Source organism: Pseudomonas sp. FSO-7 (assembly GCF_059579345.1).
In genome coordinates this window covers 5,012,473-5,030,896 of record NZ_CM184193.1, presented here as the reverse complement: position 1 = coordinate 5,030,896, position 18,424 = coordinate 5,012,473, and the positions used below count along the sequence as shown (strand labels likewise).

15 protein-coding genes, 4 tRNA genes and 1 riboswitch are annotated in these 18,424 nt (G+C 60.2%); of the genes, 14 read left to right on the top strand and 5 right to left on the bottom strand.

The window, feature by feature from the left end:
- Positions 1 to 10 precede the first annotated feature (10 nt).
- From astA to astE, 5 genes are all read left to right on the top strand, one after another.
- Complete coding sequence (gene astA, locus AC515T_RS21970) at positions 11 to 1,036, top strand: arginine N-succinyltransferase (protein WP_496530004.1); 1,026 nt, start codon at positions 11 to 13, stop codon at positions 1,034 to 1,036.
- Positions 1,033 to 2,502 (top strand): succinylglutamate-semialdehyde dehydrogenase, encoded by a 1,470-nt coding sequence (astD, locus tag AC515T_RS21965; protein ID WP_496530003.1) that lies wholly within the window; start codon positions 1,033 to 1,035, stop codon positions 2,500 to 2,502. Before astA ends, astD begins: the two co-directional genes overlap by 4 nt.
- 132 nt (positions 2,503 to 2,634) lie before the next feature.
- Positions 2,635 to 3,981 (top strand): N-succinylarginine dihydrolase, encoded by a 1,347-nt coding sequence (gene astB / locus AC515T_RS21960; protein ID WP_496530002.1) that lies wholly within the window; start codon positions 2,635 to 2,637, stop codon positions 3,979 to 3,981.
- Positions 3,982 to 4,050: 69 nt separating this feature from the next.
- The gene (locus AC515T_RS21955) at positions 4,051 to 4,338 is read left to right on the top strand and encodes a hypothetical protein (protein ID WP_003178862.1); all 288 of its coding nucleotides are present in this window, start codon (positions 4,051 to 4,053) and stop codon (positions 4,336 to 4,338) included.
- Between the two features lie 12 nt (positions 4,339 to 4,350).
- On the top strand, positions 4,351 to 5,358 hold the full coding sequence (gene astE / locus AC515T_RS21950) for a succinylglutamate desuccinylase (RefSeq protein ID WP_496530001.1): 1,008 nt from the start codon (positions 4,351 to 4,353) through the stop codon (positions 5,356 to 5,358).
- A gap of 136 nt (positions 5,359 to 5,494) precedes the next feature.
- Here the strand turns inward: astE and AC515T_RS21945 are convergent, their stop codons facing one another.
- The gene (locus AC515T_RS21945) at positions 5,495 to 6,004 is read right to left on the bottom strand and encodes a 6,7-dimethyl-8-ribityllumazine synthase (protein WP_496530000.1); all 510 of its coding nucleotides are present in this window, start codon (positions 6,002 to 6,004) and stop codon (positions 5,495 to 5,497) included.
- Positions 6,005 to 6,104: 100 nt separating this feature from the next.
- Positions 6,105 to 6,273, bottom strand: a riboswitch (FMN riboswitch).
- A gap of 264 nt (positions 6,274 to 6,537) precedes the next feature.
- Between AC515T_RS21945 and ltaE the strand changes: the two genes are divergently transcribed.
- The 7 genes from ltaE to AC515T_RS21910 all read left to right on the top strand — a co-directional run bounded on the left by ltaE (position 6,538) and on the right by AC515T_RS21910 (position 12,502).
- On the top strand, positions 6,538 to 7,542 hold the full coding sequence (ltaE, locus tag AC515T_RS21940) for a low-specificity L-threonine aldolase (protein ID WP_496529999.1): 1,005 nt from the start codon (positions 6,538 to 6,540) through the stop codon (positions 7,540 to 7,542).
- A 146-nt stretch (positions 7,543 to 7,688) separates the two neighbouring features.
- Positions 7,689 to 10,310 carry an alanine--tRNA ligase gene (alaS, locus tag AC515T_RS21935; RefSeq protein ID WP_496529998.1) on the top strand — a complete coding sequence of 874 codons (2,622 nt, stop codon included), beginning with the start codon at positions 7,689 to 7,691 and terminating at the stop codon, positions 10,308 to 10,310.
- Positions 10,311 to 10,401: 91 nt separating this feature from the next.
- Complete coding sequence (locus tag AC515T_RS21930; RefSeq protein ID WP_496529997.1) at positions 10,402 to 11,643, top strand: aspartate kinase; 1,242 nt, start codon at positions 10,402 to 10,404, stop codon at positions 11,641 to 11,643.
- Positions 11,644 to 11,827: 184 nt separating this feature from the next.
- Positions 11,828 to 12,016: a carbon storage regulator CsrA gene (gene csrA / locus AC515T_RS21925; protein ID WP_003178872.1), complete on the top strand. Its 189-nt coding sequence runs from the start codon at positions 11,828 to 11,830 to the stop codon at positions 12,014 to 12,016.
- Between the two features lie 62 nt (positions 12,017 to 12,078).
- Positions 12,079 to 12,169 (top strand) — tRNA-Ser (locus tag AC515T_RS21920).
- 107 nt (positions 12,170 to 12,276) lie between these two features.
- Positions 12,277 to 12,353, top strand: a tRNA-Arg gene (locus tag AC515T_RS21915).
- 72 nt (positions 12,354 to 12,425) lie between these two features.
- A tRNA-Arg gene (locus AC515T_RS21910) sits at positions 12,426 to 12,502 on the top strand.
- Positions 12,503 to 12,542: 40 nt separating this feature from the next.
- On the opposite strand, the gene AC515T_RS21905 is transcribed toward AC515T_RS21910, so the two are convergent.
- Entirely contained in the window at positions 12,543 to 13,046 is a 504-nt protein-coding gene (locus AC515T_RS21905) for a cell envelope protein SmpA (RefSeq protein WP_496533175.1), read from the bottom strand.
- A gap of 322 nt (positions 13,047 to 13,368) precedes the next feature.
- Here AC515T_RS21905 and mgtE point away from each other — a divergent pair, with 322 nt between their 5' ends.
- Positions 13,369 to 14,811, top strand: a complete 1,443-nt coding sequence (gene mgtE / locus AC515T_RS21900) for a magnesium transporter (protein WP_072346428.1) — start codon at positions 13,369 to 13,371, stop codon at positions 14,809 to 14,811.
- A gap of 615 nt (positions 14,812 to 15,426) precedes the next feature.
- On the opposite strand, the gene AC515T_RS21895 is transcribed toward mgtE, so the two are convergent.
- The 3 genes from AC515T_RS21895 to AC515T_RS21885 all read right to left on the bottom strand — a co-directional run bounded on the left by AC515T_RS21895 (position 15,427) and on the right by AC515T_RS21885 (position 17,373).
- A complete protein-coding gene (locus AC515T_RS21895; RefSeq protein ID WP_496529996.1) occupies positions 15,427 to 16,035 on the bottom strand; it encodes a LysE family translocator in 609 nt (202 codons plus the stop codon).
- A 77-nt stretch (positions 16,036 to 16,112) separates the two neighbouring features.
- Positions 16,113 to 16,877, bottom strand: coding sequence for an AraC family transcriptional regulator (locus AC515T_RS21890; protein WP_496529995.1), 765 nt, complete (start codon positions 16,875 to 16,877; stop codon positions 16,113 to 16,115).
- 169 nt (positions 16,878 to 17,046) lie between these two features.
- The gene (locus AC515T_RS21885) at positions 17,047 to 17,373 is read right to left on the bottom strand and encodes an Arc family DNA-binding protein (RefSeq protein WP_496529994.1); all 327 of its coding nucleotides are present in this window, start codon (positions 17,371 to 17,373) and stop codon (positions 17,047 to 17,049) included.
- 527 nt (positions 17,374 to 17,900) lie between these two features.
- On the opposite strand from AC515T_RS21885, the gene AC515T_RS21880 reads away from it, so the two are divergent.
- A tRNA-Arg gene (locus AC515T_RS21880) sits at positions 17,901 to 17,977 on the top strand.
- Positions 17,978 to 18,424: the final 447 nt, after the last annotated feature.

Here is an 18,424-nt window from a genome sequence, read left to right as displayed (position 1 = left end):
AGGAGATAGCATGATCGTTCGTCCCGTACGCAGCAGCGATTTACCCGCTCTGACCGCCCTGGCCCGCAGCACCGGCACCGGCCTGACCACCTTGCCGGCCAATGAAGAGCGCCTGGCCCATCGGGTCGGTTGGGCCGAGAAGACCTTTCGCGGCGAAGCCGGGCGCGGTGACGCGGACTACCTGTTCGTGCTCGAAGACGATGACGGTCGCGTGGTGGGCATTTCCGCCATCGCCGGTGCCGTGGGGCTGCGTGAGCCCTGGTACAACTTCCGGGTCGGCCTGACGGTCAGTGCCTCCCAGGAATTGAACATCTATCGGGAAATCCCGACCCTGTTCCTGGCCAACGACCTGACCGGCAATTCCGAGCTGTGCTCGTTGTTCCTCCATGCCGACTTCCGCAGTGGCCTCAATGGTCGGATGCTGGCCAAGGCGCGGTTGTTGTTCATCGCCGAGTTCCCACAGTTGTTCGGCAACAAGATCATCGCCGAGATGCGCGGCATGTCCGACGACAGCGGGCGTTCGCCGTTCTGGGAAAGCCTGGGCCGGCATTTCTTCAAGATGGAATTCAGCCAGGCCGATTACCTGACCGGCGTGGGCAACAAGGCGTTCATCGCCGAGCTGATGCCCAAGTTCCCGCTGTACACCTGTTTCTTGTCCGAAGATGCCCGGGCCGTGATTGGCCAGGTTCATCCGGATACGGAACCGGCATTGTCGATGCTCAAGAGCGAAGGTTTCAGCTACCAGGGTTACGTCGACATCTTCGACGCCGGCCCGGCGGTGGAATGCGAAACCGGCAAGATCCGCGCGATTCGCGACAGCCAGGCGCTGGTGCTGGCCATCGGCACGCCGGGCGATGACGCCACGCCGTTCCTCATCCATAACCGCAAGCGCGAAGACTGCCGCATCACCGCCGCACCGGCGCGCTTCGCCGCTGGCACGCTGGTGGTCGATCCGCTGACCGCCAAACGTCTTCAACTCAACGCCGGCGATCAGGTGCGTGCCGTTGCGTTGTCCGCTGCACGGGAGTCGAAATGATGAAGTCGTTGTACATCGCAGGTAGCTGGCTGGAAGGCCAGGGCGACCTCTTTGAATCGTTGAACCCGGTGACCCAGCAGGTGTTGTGGTCGGGCAACGGCGCCACGGCGGCGCAAGTGGAGTCGGCGGTGCAGGCTGCGCGCCAGGCGTTCCCGGACTGGGCACGGCGCTCGCTGGCTGAGCGCATCCAGGTGCTGGAGGCCTTTGCCGCGTCCCTGAAAAGCCACGCCGACGAACTGGCCCAGTGCATCGGTGAAGAAACCGGCAAGCCGTTGTGGGAAGCGGCGACCGAAGTGACCAGCATGGTCAACAAAGTTGCTATTTCGGTGCAGAGCTACCGCGAGCGGACCGGGGAGAAGAGCGGCCCCCTGGGCGACGCCACCGCCGTGCTGCGCCATAAGCCCCATGGCGTGGTGGCGGTGTTCGGCCCCTACAACTTCCCCGGCCACTTGCCCAACGGCCACATCGTGCCAGCGCTGCTGGCCGGCAACAGCGTGTTGTTCAAGCCGAGCGAGCTGACGCCGAAAGTCGCCGAGCTGACGGTCAAGTGCTGGGTCGAAGCCGGCCTGCCGGCGGGTGTGCTGAACCTGCTGCAAGGCGCGCGGGAAACCGGTATCGCCCTGGCGGCGAACCCGGGTATCGACGGGCTGTTCTTCACCGGCTCCAGCCGTACCGGCAATCTGTTGCACCAACAATTTTCCGGGCGCCCGGACAAGATCCTCGCGCTGGAAATGGGCGGTAACAACCCACTGGTGGTGGATGAGGTGGCGGACGTCGATGCGGCGGTCTACACCATTATCCAGTCCGCCTTCATTTCCGCCGGGCAGCGCTGCACCTGTGCGCGCCGCCTGCTGGTGCCGGAAGGCGCCTGGGGCGATGCCTTGCTGGCGCGCCTGGTGGCGGTCAGCTCGACTCTTGATGTCGGTGCCTTTGATCAGCAACCGGCGCCATTCATGGGCTCGGTGATTTCCCTGGGCGCGGCAAAAGCGCTGATGGATGCGCAAAACCATTTGCTGGGCAAAGGCGCCGTGCCGCTGTTGGCCATGACTCAGCCGCAGGCCCAGGCGGCATTGCTGACGCCGGGTATCCTGGACGTGACGGCAGTGGCCGAGCGTCCTGATGAGGAGTTGTTCGGGCCGTTGCTGCAAGTGATCCGCTACAAGGATTTCGCAGCGGCCATCACCGAGGCCAACAATACGCAATATGGCCTGGCCGCCGGGTTGCTGTCCGATTCCCAGGAGCGTTACCAGCAGTTCTGGCTGCAGAGCCGCGCCGGTATCGTCAACTGGAACAAACAGCTGACCGGCGCTGCCAGCAGCGCGCCGTTCGGCGGTGTTGGCGCCTCGGGCAACCACCGCGCCAGCGCCTATTACGCGGCGGATTATTGCGCGTACCCGGTGGCTTCCCTGGAAACCCCGAGCCTTGTCATGCCGGCTGCCCTCACTCCCGGCGTGAGAATGATGTGAACCCCGATCGCGAGCAAGCTCGCTCCCACAGGGTTTTGCGCAATCCTTTGTGGGAGCGAGCTTGCTCGCGATAGCCGCACTGCGGCTGTTACTTGATGCCTATAAAAAACAGATTCTCGTGGAGCCTCGCTGATGAAATCCTATGAAGTCAACTTTGACGGTCTAGTGGGGCCGACCCATAACTACGGCGGGCTCTCGTACGGCAACGTCGCGTCCCAGAGCAACAGCCAGCAGTCCTCCAACCCCAAGGAAGCGGCGTTGCAGGGCCTGGCGAAAATGAAAGCGCTGATGGACATGGGTTTCCAGCAAGGTGTACTGGCGCCACAGGAGCGCCCGGACGTGGCCGCCCTGCGCCGCTTGGGCTTTGCCGGCAGCGATGCCCAGGTCATCCAGCAAGCCGCGAAAGAAGCGATGCCGTTGCTGGTTGCCAGTTGCTCGGCCTCCAGCATGTGGGTGGCCAACGCCGCCACGGTCAGCCCGAGCGCTGATACCGCCGATGGTCGCGTGCATTTCACCGCCGCCAACCTGAATTGCAAGTACCACCGCAGCATCGAGCATCCGACCACCAGTCGCGTGCTGGGGGCGATGTTTGCCAATCAGCAACACTTCGCCCATCACGCTGCGTTGCCGGCGGTGGCGCAGTTCGGCGACGAAGGCGCGGCCAACCACACCCGTTTCTGCCGTGCCTACGGTGAGGCCGGCGTTGAGTTCTTCGTCTTCGGCCGCAGCGCCTTCGATACCCGTTATCCCGCACCGCAGAAATACCCGGCGCGCCAGACCCTGGAAGCCTCCCAGGCCGTTGCCCGCCTGCATGGGCTGAGGGAGGACGGCGTGGTGTACGCCCAGCAGAATCCGTCGGTGATCGACCAGGGTGTGTTCCACAACGATGTGATTGCGGTGGGCAATGGCGAAGTGCTGTTCTATCACGAGGATGCGTTCCTCGAGACCGACAGGATGCTGGCCGAACTGAGCAACAAACTCGCCAAGGTCGGTGGGAAATTTCAATCGGTGTGCGTACCGCGTTCGGCGGTCACCGTCGATGATGCGGTACGTTCCTACCTGTTCAATAGCCAGTTGCTGTCGCGTCCCGACGGCTCCATGCTCTTGATCGTGCCGGAGGAATGCCGCAGCAACGAACGCGTCTGGCAATACCTGCAAGGCCTGACGGGCGCTGGCGGGGTCATTCGCGAAGTGAAGGTCTTCGACCTCAAGCAAAGCATGCAGAACGGTGGCGGCCCGGCTTGCCTGAGGTTGCGCGTGGCCCTCAATGAAACCGAGCTGGCGGCCGTCAACCCAGGGGTTATCATGACCGCGCCGCTGTACGATTCGCTGACCCAATGGGTCGAGCGCCACTACCGCGACCGCATGACCGAAAATGACCTGGCAGACCCGCAGTTGCTGCTCGAATGCCGTGCGGCACTGGATGAACTGACACAAATCCTTAAACTTGGCGCGGTTTATCCTTTCCAGATCAATTGAAAGCGCGCGCGACCTGACTACAGTCAAAGCAGGGCGCGTTGCCTTATCCCCAGACGAGAACGTAAAGACATGAGCGATACCCTGCAGCTGATCCTTGAAGACACCGACGGCACCCAACTGGAAACCTCCTGCACCCGCGTCGCGGTGATGTGGCAAGGCAAGGAGTTGTGGATCCAGCAGGACGGCCGCGGTCAGCTGCTGATCGGCGTCGATGTCGAGGAAGGGGACGAGGAATACGCCAACCTGTTGTTGCGTCCATTGGCGACCAACCTGGTCAGCCTGCAACTGGAAATGGAACCGGCGGACGTCGGCGACGATGACCATGTCCATGGCCCGGATTGCGGCCACGACCATTAAGGAAACCGCGCTATGCTCGCCCTCGGCAAACTGCTTGAACTGACCCTCGCCGGCCGTGAACCGGCGGAGAAGACTCAACTGACTGTCGAAGGCGTACGGATGCGCTGGTTGAGCGAGGGCGCGCTGGAGGTCAAGCCGCCCGAAGCCCGGGATAATGGCCTGGACCTGCTGCTGTCGGCCGGTATCCACGGCAACGAAACCGCACCGATCGAATTGCTCGACCGCCTGCTGCACGACATTGCCCGTGGCGACCTGAAACCGCGGGCACGTATTCTGTTTCTGTTCGGCAACCCCGAGGCCATTCGGCGCGGGGAGCGTTTCGTCGAACAGGACGTCAACCGGCTGTTCAATGGCCGCCATGAACTGAGCGGCGGTCCTGAAGCACTGCGGGCCTGCGAGCTGGAGCGGCTGGCCGCCAGTTTCTTCAGTCGGCCGGAACGCAGCCGCTTGCACTACGACCTGCACACCGCCATCCGCGGCTCGAAAATCGAGCAGTTCGCCCTCTATCCATGGAAAGAAGGTCGCCAGCATTCACGCCGTGAGCTGGCGCGCCTGCGTGCCGCGGGCATGGAGGCGGTGCTGCTGCAGAACAAACCGTCCATCGTGTTCAGTGCCTACACCTACGATCAGCTCGGCGCCGAGTCCTTCACCCTGGAACTGGGCAAGGCCCGGCCATTCGGGCAGAACGACGGGGTCAATGTCAGCCTGTTGGAAACCCGTCTGCAACAGATCATCGAAGGCAACGAGCCGGAGCAGGATGAAGGGCTCGACGGCCTCCAGCTGTTCAGCGTGGCCCGGGAAATCATCAAGCACAGCGACAGCTTCCGCCTGAACCTGCCGGCGGACATCGAGAACTTCTCCGTGCTTGAAAAAGGTTATGTGCTGGCCGAGGACATCGCCCAGACCCGCTGGGTGATCGAAGAGGAGGGCGCCCGGATCATCTTCCCGAACCCCAAGGTGAAGAATGGCTTGCGGGCCGGGATCCTGATTGTGCCGGCGACGGACGAGAACCTGGCCTGACTCAGTTTCAAACTGACCCAAGACCCCTGTGGGAGCGAGCCTGCTCGCGATAGCGGTATATCAGCCGACATCTATAGCGACTGATACTCCGTCATCGCGAGCAGGCTCGCTCCCACATTTGGACCTGTGTCCAGCCTTAGACCGCTACCGCCCGCTGTTCACTGCGCCGCAATGCCCGGGTCTTGTGCAGGGTATCGGCGCAGGTCTTCGCCGCTTCCTGGCCCTTGTGCACGAAATGCTCGAAGAAAAACTTCTGATGTTCTTCCCCAGCATGAAAGTGGTGCGGCGTGAGTACGACCGAGAACACCGGCACTTCGGTTTCCAACTGCACCTGCATCAGGCCGCTGATCACCGATTGAGCGACGAACTCGTGACGGTAGATGCCCCCGTCCACCACCAGGCCGGCGGCGACGATGCCGGCGTAGCGGCCTGACTTGGCCAGCAGCTTGGCGTGCAGCGGAATCTCGAAGGCGCCGCCGACTTCGAAGAAGTCGATGTCGCTTTCCTGATAACCCTGGTTGATCATTTCAGCGACGAAGCCTTTACGGCTCTGGTCGACGATTTCCTTGTGCCAGCAGGCCTGGATGAACGCGACGCGCTCGCCCGGATGACTTTTGCTTTTGCTGTCGATTGCGATGGGTTGCATGTTCTGGTTCCTGTTTGTGTGAAAAACAGGGCGTCATGAATCGAAGGGGATTCGAGGGTACGCCGCGTACGGACAGTCGCAGTCGGCCCTTGGGTGCCAATCCCGTTCTCTCTTCATCCGGACTATGACCGTCGGCCCCGGGATCACACCGGGTCTGCTGACCTTGCCGCTACACCCCAGAAAGCGGTGTACCGCCAAGCGCTCGCGGGCTATGCACGTTGCGTGCAATTACCGCCGGTGGGGAGTTACACCCCGCCCTGAGAACGTTTTTGCCGCCATGGTTTGTGGCGGCGGAGGATTTTTAACACATAACCCCCTGTGGGAGCGAGCCTGCTCGCGATAGCGGAGTGTCAGTCACTTTCAATACTGGCTGAAACACCGCCATCGCGAGCAAGCTCGCTCCCACAGGTGTTTTGATTAATCTTCAGGTACAGGTGGTGTTTTCCTGCGACCGGGCTTGATTATTCCGCGCCATGCCCGCAGTAATTGCCCTTCGAAAGGGAATTCCCCCACCAGCACCCGAGGCCAGATTCATGAGTGTTATCGATCTTCGCAGCGACACGGTCACCCAACCTACCGCCGGCATGCTGGACGCCATGGCCAGTGCGCCGACCGGCGACGATGTGTATGGGGAAGACCCGACCGTCAATCGCCTCGAAGCCGAACTGGCCGCGCGCCTGGGCTTTGCCGCAGCGCTGTTCGTGCCCACGGGCACCATGAGCAACCTGTTGGGGCTGATGGCCCACTGCGAGCGAGGCGATGAGTACATCGTCGGCCAGCAGGCCCACACCTATAAATACGAGGGCGGCGGTGCGGCGGTGCTCGGTTCGATCCAGCCTCAGCCCCTCGAGGTGCAGGCGGACGGCTCCCTGGACCTGGCGCATGTCGCCGCGGCGATCAAGCCCGATGACTTCCACTTTGCCCGCACCCGCCTGCTGGCCCTGGAAAACACCATGCAGGGCAAGGTGCTGCCTCTGGAATACTTGGCCCGGGCCCGGCGCTTCACCCAGGAACATGGCCTGGCCCTGCACCTGGACGGGGCGCGGTTGTACAACGCTGCGGTCAAGCTGAACGTCGATCCCCGGCAAATCACCCAACATTTCGATTCGGTGTCGGTGTGCCTGTCCAAAGGCCTTGGCGCTCCGGTGGGCTCGGTCCTGTGCGGCAGCGTCGAGCTGATCGGCAAGGCCCGCCGGCTGCGCAAGATGGTCGGTGGTGGGATGCGCCAGGCCGGCATTCTTGCGGCGGCGGGGCTGTATGCCCTGGAACATCAGGTCCAGCGCCTGGCCGATGACCATGCCAATGCCCTGCGGCTTGCCGAGGGCTTGCGTGCGGCGGGTTACGAGGTCGAGCCGGTGCAAACCAACATGGTCTACGTGCAGATGGGCGAGCGAGCCGAGGCGATCAAGGCGTTTGCCGATGAACGGGGCGTCAAGCTCAGCGCGGCGCCACGCCTGCGAATGGTGACGCACATGGATGTGAGCGCGACGCAAATCGACCAGGTGATCGCCACTTTCGTCGAATTTTCCCGCCAATGACCCGCTAACCGGGGCAATTGACAGTTTCTATCGTATAAACACGCTGTACCCCACGCGCAGGGCCGATATAATGCGGCCCTTTGCCGTTGCTTCGTCTGTTGACGTTTTGCACAGGCCTTTGGCCGCAGCCTCCGTGGAAGAACCTAATGAAAAGCGCAGAAATCCGTGAAGCCTTCCTTCGCTTCTTCGAAGAGCAAGGCCACACCCGAGTAGCCTCCAGCTCTTTGATTCCGGGCAACGACCCGACCCTGCTGTTTACCAACGCGGGGATGAACCAGTTCAAGGACTGCTTCCTGGGCCAGGAAAAACGTGCCTACACCCGTGCGGTAAGCAGCCAGAAGTGCGTGCGCGCCGGCGGCAAGCACAACGACCTGGAAAACGTCGGTTATACCGCACGTCACCACACCTTCTTCGAAATGCTGGGTAACTTCAGCTTCGGTGACTATTTCAAGCGTGACGCCATCACCTTCGCCTGGACCTTCCTGACGTCCGACAAGTGGCTGAACCTGCCCAAGGAAAAGCTTTGGGTCACGGTCTATGCCACCGACGACGAAGCCTATGACATCTGGACCAAAGAGGTCGGTGTCCCGGCAGAGCGCATGGTGCGTATTGGCGACAACAAAGGCGCGCCTTACGCCTCCGATAACTTCTGGACCATGGGCGACACCGGCCCATGCGGCCCTTGCACCGAGATCTTCTACGATCACGGCGCGGACATCTGGGGCGGCCCACCCGGTTCGCCGGAAGAAGACGGCGACCGCTACATCGAGATCTGGAACAACGTGTTCATGCAGTTCAACCGCACCGCCGATGGCGTGTTGCATCCGCTGCCAGCGCCGTCGGTGGACACCGGCATGGGCCTGGAGCGGATCAGTGCGGTGCTGCAGCACGTTCATTCCAACTACGAAATCGACCTGTTCCAGAGCCTGCTGAGCGCGTCGGCCAAGGCCATCGGTTGCACCAACGACAACCAGGCTTCGCTGAAAGTGGTCGCCGACCACATCCGGTCCTGCGGCTTCCTGATTGCCGACGGTGTGCTGCCTTCCAACGAAGGTCGCGGCTATGTGCTGCGCCGGATCATCCGTCGCGCCTGCCGTCACGGTAACAAGCTGGGCGCCAAGGGCAGCTTCTTCTATCAGATCGTCGCGGCATTGGCGGCCGAGATGGGCGACGCCTTCCCGGAACTCAAGTCCCAGCAGGCGCATATCGAACGCGTGCTCAAGGCTGAAGAAGAGCAATTCGCCAAGACCCTGGAGCAAGGCCTGAAGATCCTCGAGCAGGACCTGGCCGAACTCAAGGGCAACGTCGTCCCGGGCGACGTGGTGTTCAAGTTGTACGACACCTACGGCTTCCCGATGGACCTGACCGGTGACATCGCCCGCGAACGCAACCTGACCCTCGACGAGGAAGGTTTCGAGCGCGAGATGGAAGCCCAGCGGGTGCGTGCGCGCTCCGCCAGTTCCTTCGGCATGGACTACAACAGCCTGGTCAAGGTTGACGTGGCCACCGAGTTCACCGGTTATGCCGGCACCTCCGGCTCGGCCAAGATCGTTGCCATCTATAAGGATGGACAGTCGGTCGATATCCTGAGCGAAGGCCAGGAAGGCGTGATCGTGCTGGACAAGACCCCGTTCTACGCCGAGTCCGGCGGTCAGATCGGCGACAGCGGTTACCTGCAGGCGGGCAGCTCGCGTTTCGACGTGCGTGATACCACCAAGACCGGCGGTGCGTTCCTGCACCACGGCGTGCTGGCGTCGGGCAGCCTGATGATCGCCGCTCCGGTGGCCGCCCATGTCGACGCCGAGGTTCGCCATGCCACGTCGCTGAACCACTCCGCCACGCACTTGCTGCACGCTGCGTTGCGCCAGGTGCTGGGCGAGCATGTCCAGCAGAAGGGTTCGTTGGTAGACAGCCAGCGCCTGCGCTTTGACTTCAGCCATTTCGAAGCCATCAAGCCTGAGCAACTCAAGGCCCTGGAAGAGATCGTCAACGCCGAGATTCGCAAGAACTCCCCGGTGGAAACCGAAGAAACCGACATCGAGACCGCCAAGCGCAAGGGCGCGATGGCGTTGTTCGGCGAGAAATACGGCGACAGCGTGCGCGTGCTGAGCATGGGCGACTTCTCCGTTGAACTGTGCGGTGGCATCCACGCCAACCGGACCGGCGACATCGGCCTGATGAAAATCATCAGCGAAGGTGGCGTGGCCTCCGGCGTGCGTCGGATCGAAGCGGTCACCGGCGCTGCGGCCCTGGCGTACCTCAACGCGGCCGAAGAACAACTCAAGGAAGCGGCCACCCTGATCAAGGGCAGCCGCGACAACCTGATCGACAAGCTGTCGGCTGTGCTGGAGCGCAACCGCCTGCTGGAGAAGCAACTCGAGCAGTTGCAGGCCAAGGCCGCCAGCGCCGCGGGCGACGATCTGTCGGCCCAGGCGGTGGACGTCAAGGGCGTGAAGGTTCTGGCCGTGCGTCTGGACGGCCAGGATGGCAAGGCGCTGTTGGCGCTGGTCGATCAACTGAAAAACAAACTCGGCCGCGCAGTGATCCTGCTCGGCAGTGTCCATGAGGAAAAGGTCGTTCTCGTCGCAGGCGTGACCAAAGACCTGACTGGCCAACTCAAAGCCGGTGATTTGATGAAGCAGGCCGCTGCGGCAGTGGGCGGCAAGGGCGGTGGTCGTCCGGACATGGCGCAAGGCGGTGGTACCGACGTCGGCGCACTGGACGCGGCACTGGCCCAGACCGTTGCATTCGTAGAGCAGGGTATTTAAGGCAGCGTCGCGGGCTCGTGGTCTAGTGACGAGCCCAGCCGCTGTTTGAGTGATTTATTGGGCGCCCTTCATGGGCAGAGGCGGCTTTGAAATGGCTTTGATCGTACAGAAATTTGGAGGCACCTCGGTCGGCACTGTCGAGAGAATCGAACAAGTCGCCGACAAGGTTAAGAAATTCCGTGACGCGGGCGATGACCTGGTGGTTGTGCTGTCGGCAATGAGCGGCGAGACCAACCGTCTGATCGATCTGGCCAAGCAAATCAGCGGCGACCAGCAACCGGTTCCCCGTGAGCTGGACGTGATCGTTTCCACCGGCGAGCAGGTGACCATCGCCTTGCTGGCCATGGCGCTGATCAAGCGTGGTGTGCCGGCGGTGTCCTACACCGGCAATCAGGTGCGTATCCTGACGGACAGCGCGCACAACAAAGCGCGTATCCTGCAGATCGACGATCAGAAGATTCGCGGCGACCTGAAGGCTGGCCGTGTCGTGGTTGTTGCCGGTTTCCAGGGCGTGGACGAGCAGGGCAACATCACCACTCTCGGCCGTGGCGGTTCCGACACTACGGGCGTGGCGCTGGCAGCGGCTCTCAAGGCTGACGAATGCCAGATCTACACCGATGTGGACGGTGTCTACACCACCGACCCGCGGGTCGTGCCCGTGGCCCAGCGCCTGGACAAGATCACGTTCGAAGAAATGCTGGAAATGGCCAGTCTCGGCTCGAAGGTGTTGCAGATCCGGGCGGTTGAATTCGCCGGCAAGTACAACGTTCCGCTGCGCGTTCTGCACAGCTTCAAAGAGGGTCCGGGCACCCTCATTACTATCGATGAAGAGGAATCCATGGAACAGCCGATCATTTCCGGCATCGCTTTCAACCGCGATGAGGCCAAGCTGACCATCCGTGGCGTGCCAGACACCCCCGGCGTGGCGTTCAAGATTCTCGGCCCGATCAGTGCCGCGAACATCGAAGTCGACATGATCGTGCAGAATGTCTCGCACGATAACACCACTGACTTCACCTTCACCGTGCACCGCAACGACTACCAGTCTGCCGAAGCGATCCTGAAAAAGACCGCTGGCGAGATCGGTGCCCGGGAAGTGGTGGGCGATACCAGGATCGCCAAGGTCTCGATTGTTGGTGTCGGCATGCGTTCCCACGCAGGCGTGGCCAGCCGCATGTTCGAATCCCTGGCCAAGGAAAGCATCAACATCCAGATGATCTCTACCTCGGAAATCAAGGTCTCCGTGGTGATCGAAGAGAAGTACCTGGAACTGGCCGTGCGCGCCCTGCACACGGCTTTCGAACTCGACGCCGCTGCCCAACCGGGCGAGTAAGGCGTTGTCTGGAGGGCGCGGCTGGACCGCGCCCTTTGTTTTTCTGAATGGCGCGTCCCAAAACTGTTCTTTTGCCCGCGCTGGTCAATACTAGGCTTGTAGGCTTCGACCGTTTCGGTTGTAGGTCCAATGCCTTTTTTTTGCAGACTGTTGTCCCTTAAGTGAATTGCGTGAGGAGAAAGGTATGCTGATTCTGACCCGTCGGTGTGCAGAAAGCCTGATTATTGGCGATGGCGAAATCACCGTGACCGTGCTCGGCGTCAAAGGAAACCAAGTGCGTATCGGCGTCAACGCCCCGAAAGAGGTTGCTGTACACCGGGAGGAAATTTACCTGCGTATCAAGAAAGAGAAGGACGACGAACCAAGCCATTAATTTTTATCGATTTTTATGTTTGCAAACGGGGATGAAGGTGGTTAATATACGCCCCGTGTTGCGGAGAGCTGGCCGAGTGGCCGAAGGCGCTCCCCTGCTAAGGGAGTACACCTCAAAAGGGTGTCGGGGGTTCGAATCCCCCGTTCTCCGCCATTATTCGTTTAGTGCGTCAAAACCTGGCTTGATCAGTAAGTGATTGAAATTACTGAAAAAAGCGCTTTACAAAAGGATTTGACGACCTATAATGCGCGGCAACAAATGCACTCGTAGCTCAGCTGGATAGAGTACTCGGCTACGAACCGAGCGGTCACAGGTTCGAATCCTGTCGAGTGCACCATTTAAGAGTCGTTTGCAGCAATGCAAATAACTTGGCTTCAACCAGTTGTGATCTGGTATAAAACCACAACATGCACTCGTAGCTCAGCTGGATAGAGTACTCGGCTACGAACCGAGCGGTCACAGGTTCGAATCCTGTCGAGTGCACCAAACACCAAAAAGCCCGCGTTTAACGCGGGCTTTTTGCTGTCTACGATTTGCCTTTCACGCATCCCCTCTCGTCGAACACGACCTCTGCGCTGCGACCTTTCTTCGCCTTGTAGGTATACCGTGTGCTCGAATTCCGAATCTTGATGGAGTCTGGCTTGCCCAGGGCGCTCTCGACGTCCTGTTGGCTCATGCCGGGGACGATTCGTCGTCCCAGGATGGCATCGCGGCGTTGCCTGGCATCGATGAGGTTCCCGCAGCGGTCCTGGAGCTGGCCAACCACGGTCGGTTCCTTGCGTGTGGTTGTGTTGCCGGATGTTTGCCAGCGCTCCGCTTCGGGCAGCATCGCTTCGGTCGTCGGCTCGGTTGAACCTGGGCTGTACGAATGGATCTGCTGCAGCGACAGGGCTTCTCCCGGGCTGCAGCTCAAGGTGGTGAATGTCACGTGCCCCGCGATACTTTCGCAGCGATGCACGGTTTGCCCGGCGGCCCACAAAGGCAGGCAGGGCAGGCTGGCGAGCAGGAACAGGTAGTGGCTGACAGGCATCCGGTCGTCCTCCTTGACGGTGCAGGAGAACAGGTTAGTCGCTGCATTTCTGCCGGGGCGTGTGTTTTCTTTTCTGAATAAGTCGTCGTAAAGGGACAGGTTCAGCCTGTGTTCAGGTTTGTCTCGCAAGCGCTTGTTCTTGCCATGATTTTTTAGCGTTTTAAAGCGTCAAGCGGTGTATGATTGCGCCCGTCAGCCCCGCCGGGGCTTTGGAATATCTCCATGGACTTACCCAGTAGTTACTCAATATCTAGTTTTGCCAATCATGAATTAACTGATTGATCCTTCCGGCGTGCTCCACTGCTGGGAGTGGAGTTCGCCTATGACCCAAGTAGAAGTAAAAAAAACGCAGGAAAGCCTTCAGGATCGTCTCGCTCAAGTCGTTGAGCTGCTGCAGCGTCAGCGGGTCGTCGAAGACCTGACGCATCGCCAGGAAGGCCCGCATCATGACCGGGTCGAGAACCTGGTCCACCGGCAGAATCTGGTCGAGCTGCAACGCAAGCTCGATGACCTGCACTCCGCCGACGTCGCCTACATCCTTGAAGCCTTGCCCCTGGAAGAGCGTCTGACGGTCTGGCAGTTGGTCAAGGCTGACCGCGACGGTGACATCCTGCTCGAAGTGTCGGACTCGGTTCGCGAAACCCTGATCGCCGACATGGATGATCACGAGTTGCTGGCAGCGGCCAAGGAAATGGACGCCGACGAACTCGCCGACCTTGCGCCCGAACTGCCACGGGACGTTGTCCACGAACTGATGGAAGCCCTCGACGGCCAGCAGCGTGAGCGTGTGCGCTCGGCGTTGTCCTACGACGAGGAGCAGGTCGGTGCGTTGATGGACTTCGAGATGGTGACGATCCGCGAGGATGTCAGCCTTGAAGTGGTCTTGCGCTACCTGCGTCGCCTCAAGGAACTGCCCGGCCATACCGACAAGCTGTTCGTGGTCGACTACGACGGCGTGCTCAAGGGCGTGCTGCCCATCAAGCGTTTGCTCGTCAACGACCCGGAAAAGCAGGTGGCCGAGGTCATGGCCAGCGACCCGGTGAGCTTTCACCCGGACGAAGACGCCTACGATGCGGCCCAGGCATTCGAACGTTATGACTTGATTTCTGCACCGGTGGTCGACAAGAACGGCAAGCTGATCGGCCGTCTGACCATCGATGAAATGGTCGACTTGATCCGTGAGGAAAGTGAAAGCGAAGTCCTCAACATGGCCGGTCTGCGCGAAGAAGAAGACATCTTCGCCTCGGTCTGGAAGTCCCTGCGTAACCGCTGGGCCTGGCTGGCGATCAACCTGATCACGGCGTTTGTCGCTTCCCGGGTCATCGGCTTGTTCGAAGGCTCCATCGAGAAGCTGGTGGCGCTCGCGGCGCTGATGCCCATCGTCGCCGGTATCGGTGGCAACTCCGGCAACCAGACCATCACCATGATCGTCCGTGCCATGGCGCTGGACCAAGTCAGCACCGGCAATACCTCACGATTGATGCGCAAGGAACTGGCGGTCTCCCTGATCAACGGCGTGATTTGGGGCGGGGTGATTGGCGTGGTGGCTTACCTGCTTTATGGCAGCTGGTCGCTGGGGGTGGTCATGACGGCCGCCATGACGCTCAACCTGCTGCTGGCAGCCTTGATGGGGGTCTTGATCCCCATGACCCTGGCCCGCATGGGGCGCGATCCTGCCATGGGTGCCAGCGTCATGATTACCGCCGTGACCGACAGCGGCGGGTTCTTCATTTTCCTGGGGTTGGCGACGATTTTCCTGCTCTGATCGGCCACAAGAAACCCGCCTGTTTGGCGTAATACTGTCCACTTAGAAAAAACGGCGCTTCCTTCAGAAAATGGGAAGCGCCGTTTTTTGTGGGCTTCTTTTGATTGCCGGGGCGTCGAAATCAAGAGCCACCGGCAGATCCAGCCGCTATGCAACGGCACCACCGCTATCGCGAGCAAGCTCGCTCCCACATGGGTTTGTGGGTGATCACAACATGTGCGCACGATACAAAAAACTGTGGGAGCGAGCCTGCTCGCGATGAGGCCAGTCAGCCCGACATCCATGTGACTGAACCACCGCCTTCGCGAGCAGGCTCGCCCCCCCAATTGGATCGGAGTACGGCTACCAGAACCAGGTCGGCTATCAGGCCGCCTCGCGGTGGACGTTGATCTCGGCGCCCCGTTAACCACGCTGGCCGAACGCAGGCATTGCGCAGTGGGCACTAAGTGGTGGGGCAAAAGCATTTGCTTACTTTTGACTGGGCCGGCTTCCGGGCTTCTCAAAAGTGACCCGCCGTCAGGGCGGAACCATAAGCAGCCCCCCCCGAACGCTAGATCAAAATTCCCAAGCATCAGCCTGTTTGCCGTTTTTTTATTACGTAAAACCCTCGGTGCATCACCGCATCACCGCCAGTCGCACAGCCAGCACCACAAAGGCTGCCGAGAATAGACGGCGCATCCACCGCAGCACCGGCGGACGCTCCAGAACATGCTGGCGCATCGATGCACAGAACACCCCGTAGAGGGCGAAGATCACAAAGGTGATCGCCATGAAGACAAAGCTCAACAGCAGCATGCGCCCCATGGCATTCGTTTCTCCTGGCGCAAGAAATTGCGGCAGAAAAGCCAGGAAAAAAATCGACAGTTTTGGATTCAGCAGGTTGAGCAAGACGCCCGAAAAAATCACCGCGCCATTGGAACGCGGCGTCTTGTTCGGATCAATGTGCAACGCTCCATGGCTCTGGAGCGTACTCCAGGCCATCCATAGCAGGTAAGCGACGCCAAGGTACTTGATGACCTCAAAGGCCAACGGGCTGGCGTGCAACAGTGCCGCGAGGCCTGTGATGGCTGCCAGCATGTGTGGCACGACCCCCAGGGTACAACCGAGTGCGGCTACCACGCTTGCACGCCAGCCCTGGGCCAGACCGGCCGCCACCGTATAGACCACGCCGGTGCCAGGCGAGGCCACCACGATCAGGGAGGTGAAAAGAAATTCGAGGTTCATGTGGCGCGTCCTTGGAGTGATGAAGTCTCCAGCCTGCCTGCCATGAGAAGAGGCATCTTGTATGAAATTGCAGGACGCTACCGATCTTGTCGTGCGTACATGCCGGGTGAGAACCCAAAGCTGCGCACGAAGCATCGGGTCATATGGCTCTGGTCCGCAAAGCCACTGGCAAGGGATGCATCGGCCAGTGGCATGCCCGCAGCGATCAGGTGCCGTGCTTGCTGAATGCGTCGTTGCAGCAGATAGGCGTGGGGCGTCAATCCGGTCAGGCGAGTGAAAGCGCGTACGAGCTGAAAGCGACTTAAATCGGCTTCCCTGGCGAGCAAGGCAAGCGACATCGACGACTGTGGATCGTCGTCGATCATGGCTTTCGCACGGCTTGCCGCCGCGTCCGGCAGAGACGATACCGGCAGGGGCCGGTCCAGCAAATGTTCGAGCAAAAGCGCCAGCGTTTCTTCGCTCTTCAGGTGATCGCCAGGCGCCTCGGCTTGAGCGATTGTTCGATACAGGGTGCGGAACAATTGGGCGGCAGGCGGGCTTTGCAGCATCGGATAGGCGAACTCACTGGCGCAGATGCCCCCCTCCTTGGTCATGTCCTCGAATGCCTGCGCGATCAGCGATGGGTCGAAATACAGCATCTGCCAGCGACGCTTTCCGTCACCGATGGGCGCACCGTCATGCACTTCGGCTGGATTGACCGATATAAGATCACCCGCAGTCGCCTCTACCAGGCCTCGGCCACTGGCTGAGCGTTGCGCCCCGCGCACAAGCAAGCCAATGCCAAAGTGTTCGTGCATATGCCGGGCAAACGTTCGATCCGAATCAGCCTCGACGATTTCCACGCCCAACCCTGCGATTCTTCGAACCTTGAATGCATGACCTGCCATACAGGCCTCCAGGCCCTGGTGTTGGCTGATCAATTTAGCAGCCCTGCCATTGATCAGCAGGCCTTGGCCAAGCGCCAGGCAAAAAAAAGCCAGCACGCGGCTGGCTTGAGTGTTTTGGTTGTGATCAGGTCGCGTCTGCGGTCATCTCTGCGTCATGGGCAATCAGCGAAACGAGGGCGTTCTGCTGGCGGTGGGAGAGTTGTCGGAAGCGTTGAAGCAACTCGCGTTCATGCAAAGACAACTCCGGGCTGTCCAGGCGCATGCTCAGCTCTTCACCCAGTGCACCTTCCTGAATCAGGCTTTGCTCCAGGCGCGCAATGATTTCGGAGTTCATGCTGCGATGATGATTACGAGCCACCTCGGCAATGCGTTCCCGCATTCCGTCTGGCAGACGCACGACGAACTTGTCAGCCGTACGGCTGGAATAAATTGCCTGTTTCATTGGGCGCATATTTATTTAACCGGTTAGTTCAGGGGAGCGGTTCTCGGGATTGGCCGCAGGATGTCGATAGGACAAGCTCCACTGCCAAATGTTCAACCTGAATTGTTAAGAGGCCCGCATCATGCCTCAAAATTGCCAGATCATTGGCGCCAATTCTGTGACAAATTCTGATCCGGGTAAAGGCGTTATGCCAGCACCTTTCATCAAAAAATGCGGACTGGTTGGAAAAAAACAACAGGTCCGCATTTTGTGACCGTCGGATCGTGTCGATGTGCCATACCGTCTGGCGGATAACGGAAATGGACAAAAAACCGTGTCGTCCCTGTCTTGTACAGGATAGTGGCAAATGGCCGATTTACTAGGCTGATCCAGCCAGGGGCAGATGAATGGTGGCCTGGCCCGACCGCCAGGCCTTGTCAGCCTTCCAGGCAGTACCATTTGCCTACACTTTAAAAACAGCGACGACATGACAAATGCAGGGTAGGTCGTTAACATGCACGCCGTCCCGCGCACCACGTTTCTCGTGGTCGACTCGTGTCTCAGTAGCTCAATTGGATAGAGCATCCCCCTCCTAAGGGGAAGGTTGGCAGTTCGAACCTGCCCTGGGACACCATTATAAACAGTGGGTTAGCGCAATTGCCGCTAACTTTTCCTGCTTGCATCCCCATCCCCCGAACGACCAGGCTCGGCTTGAGCGTGCCGTTCATGCCTTGCTCAGCGCCTCATGGCCTCAGGCTGTGATCGACCGCCCATTTTTACCCATCGGTATCGAACCTGTTTCGATACCGCGAAACTTTCTCCTCCCTCTGCTATCTGACCGTCTCGGTACGTTGTAGGACTTTTCCTTCGTTATCGGTGGAATAAGTACCTCTTTTTATCTATGTCAGCGCCAATCCGCGTCCAGCGGAACTGACCCACTGTGTCTTCGATTCAGGCCACAAGGATGTGACATGCAGCCAGCCGCACCCTGCCGAACGCGTAAACCGAGCAGCCCTCGCCGTTGTGTTGACGGAAACCGTTCATCCACACAGAACGCCAAGCGTCTCGCCCTGCTGCTGAT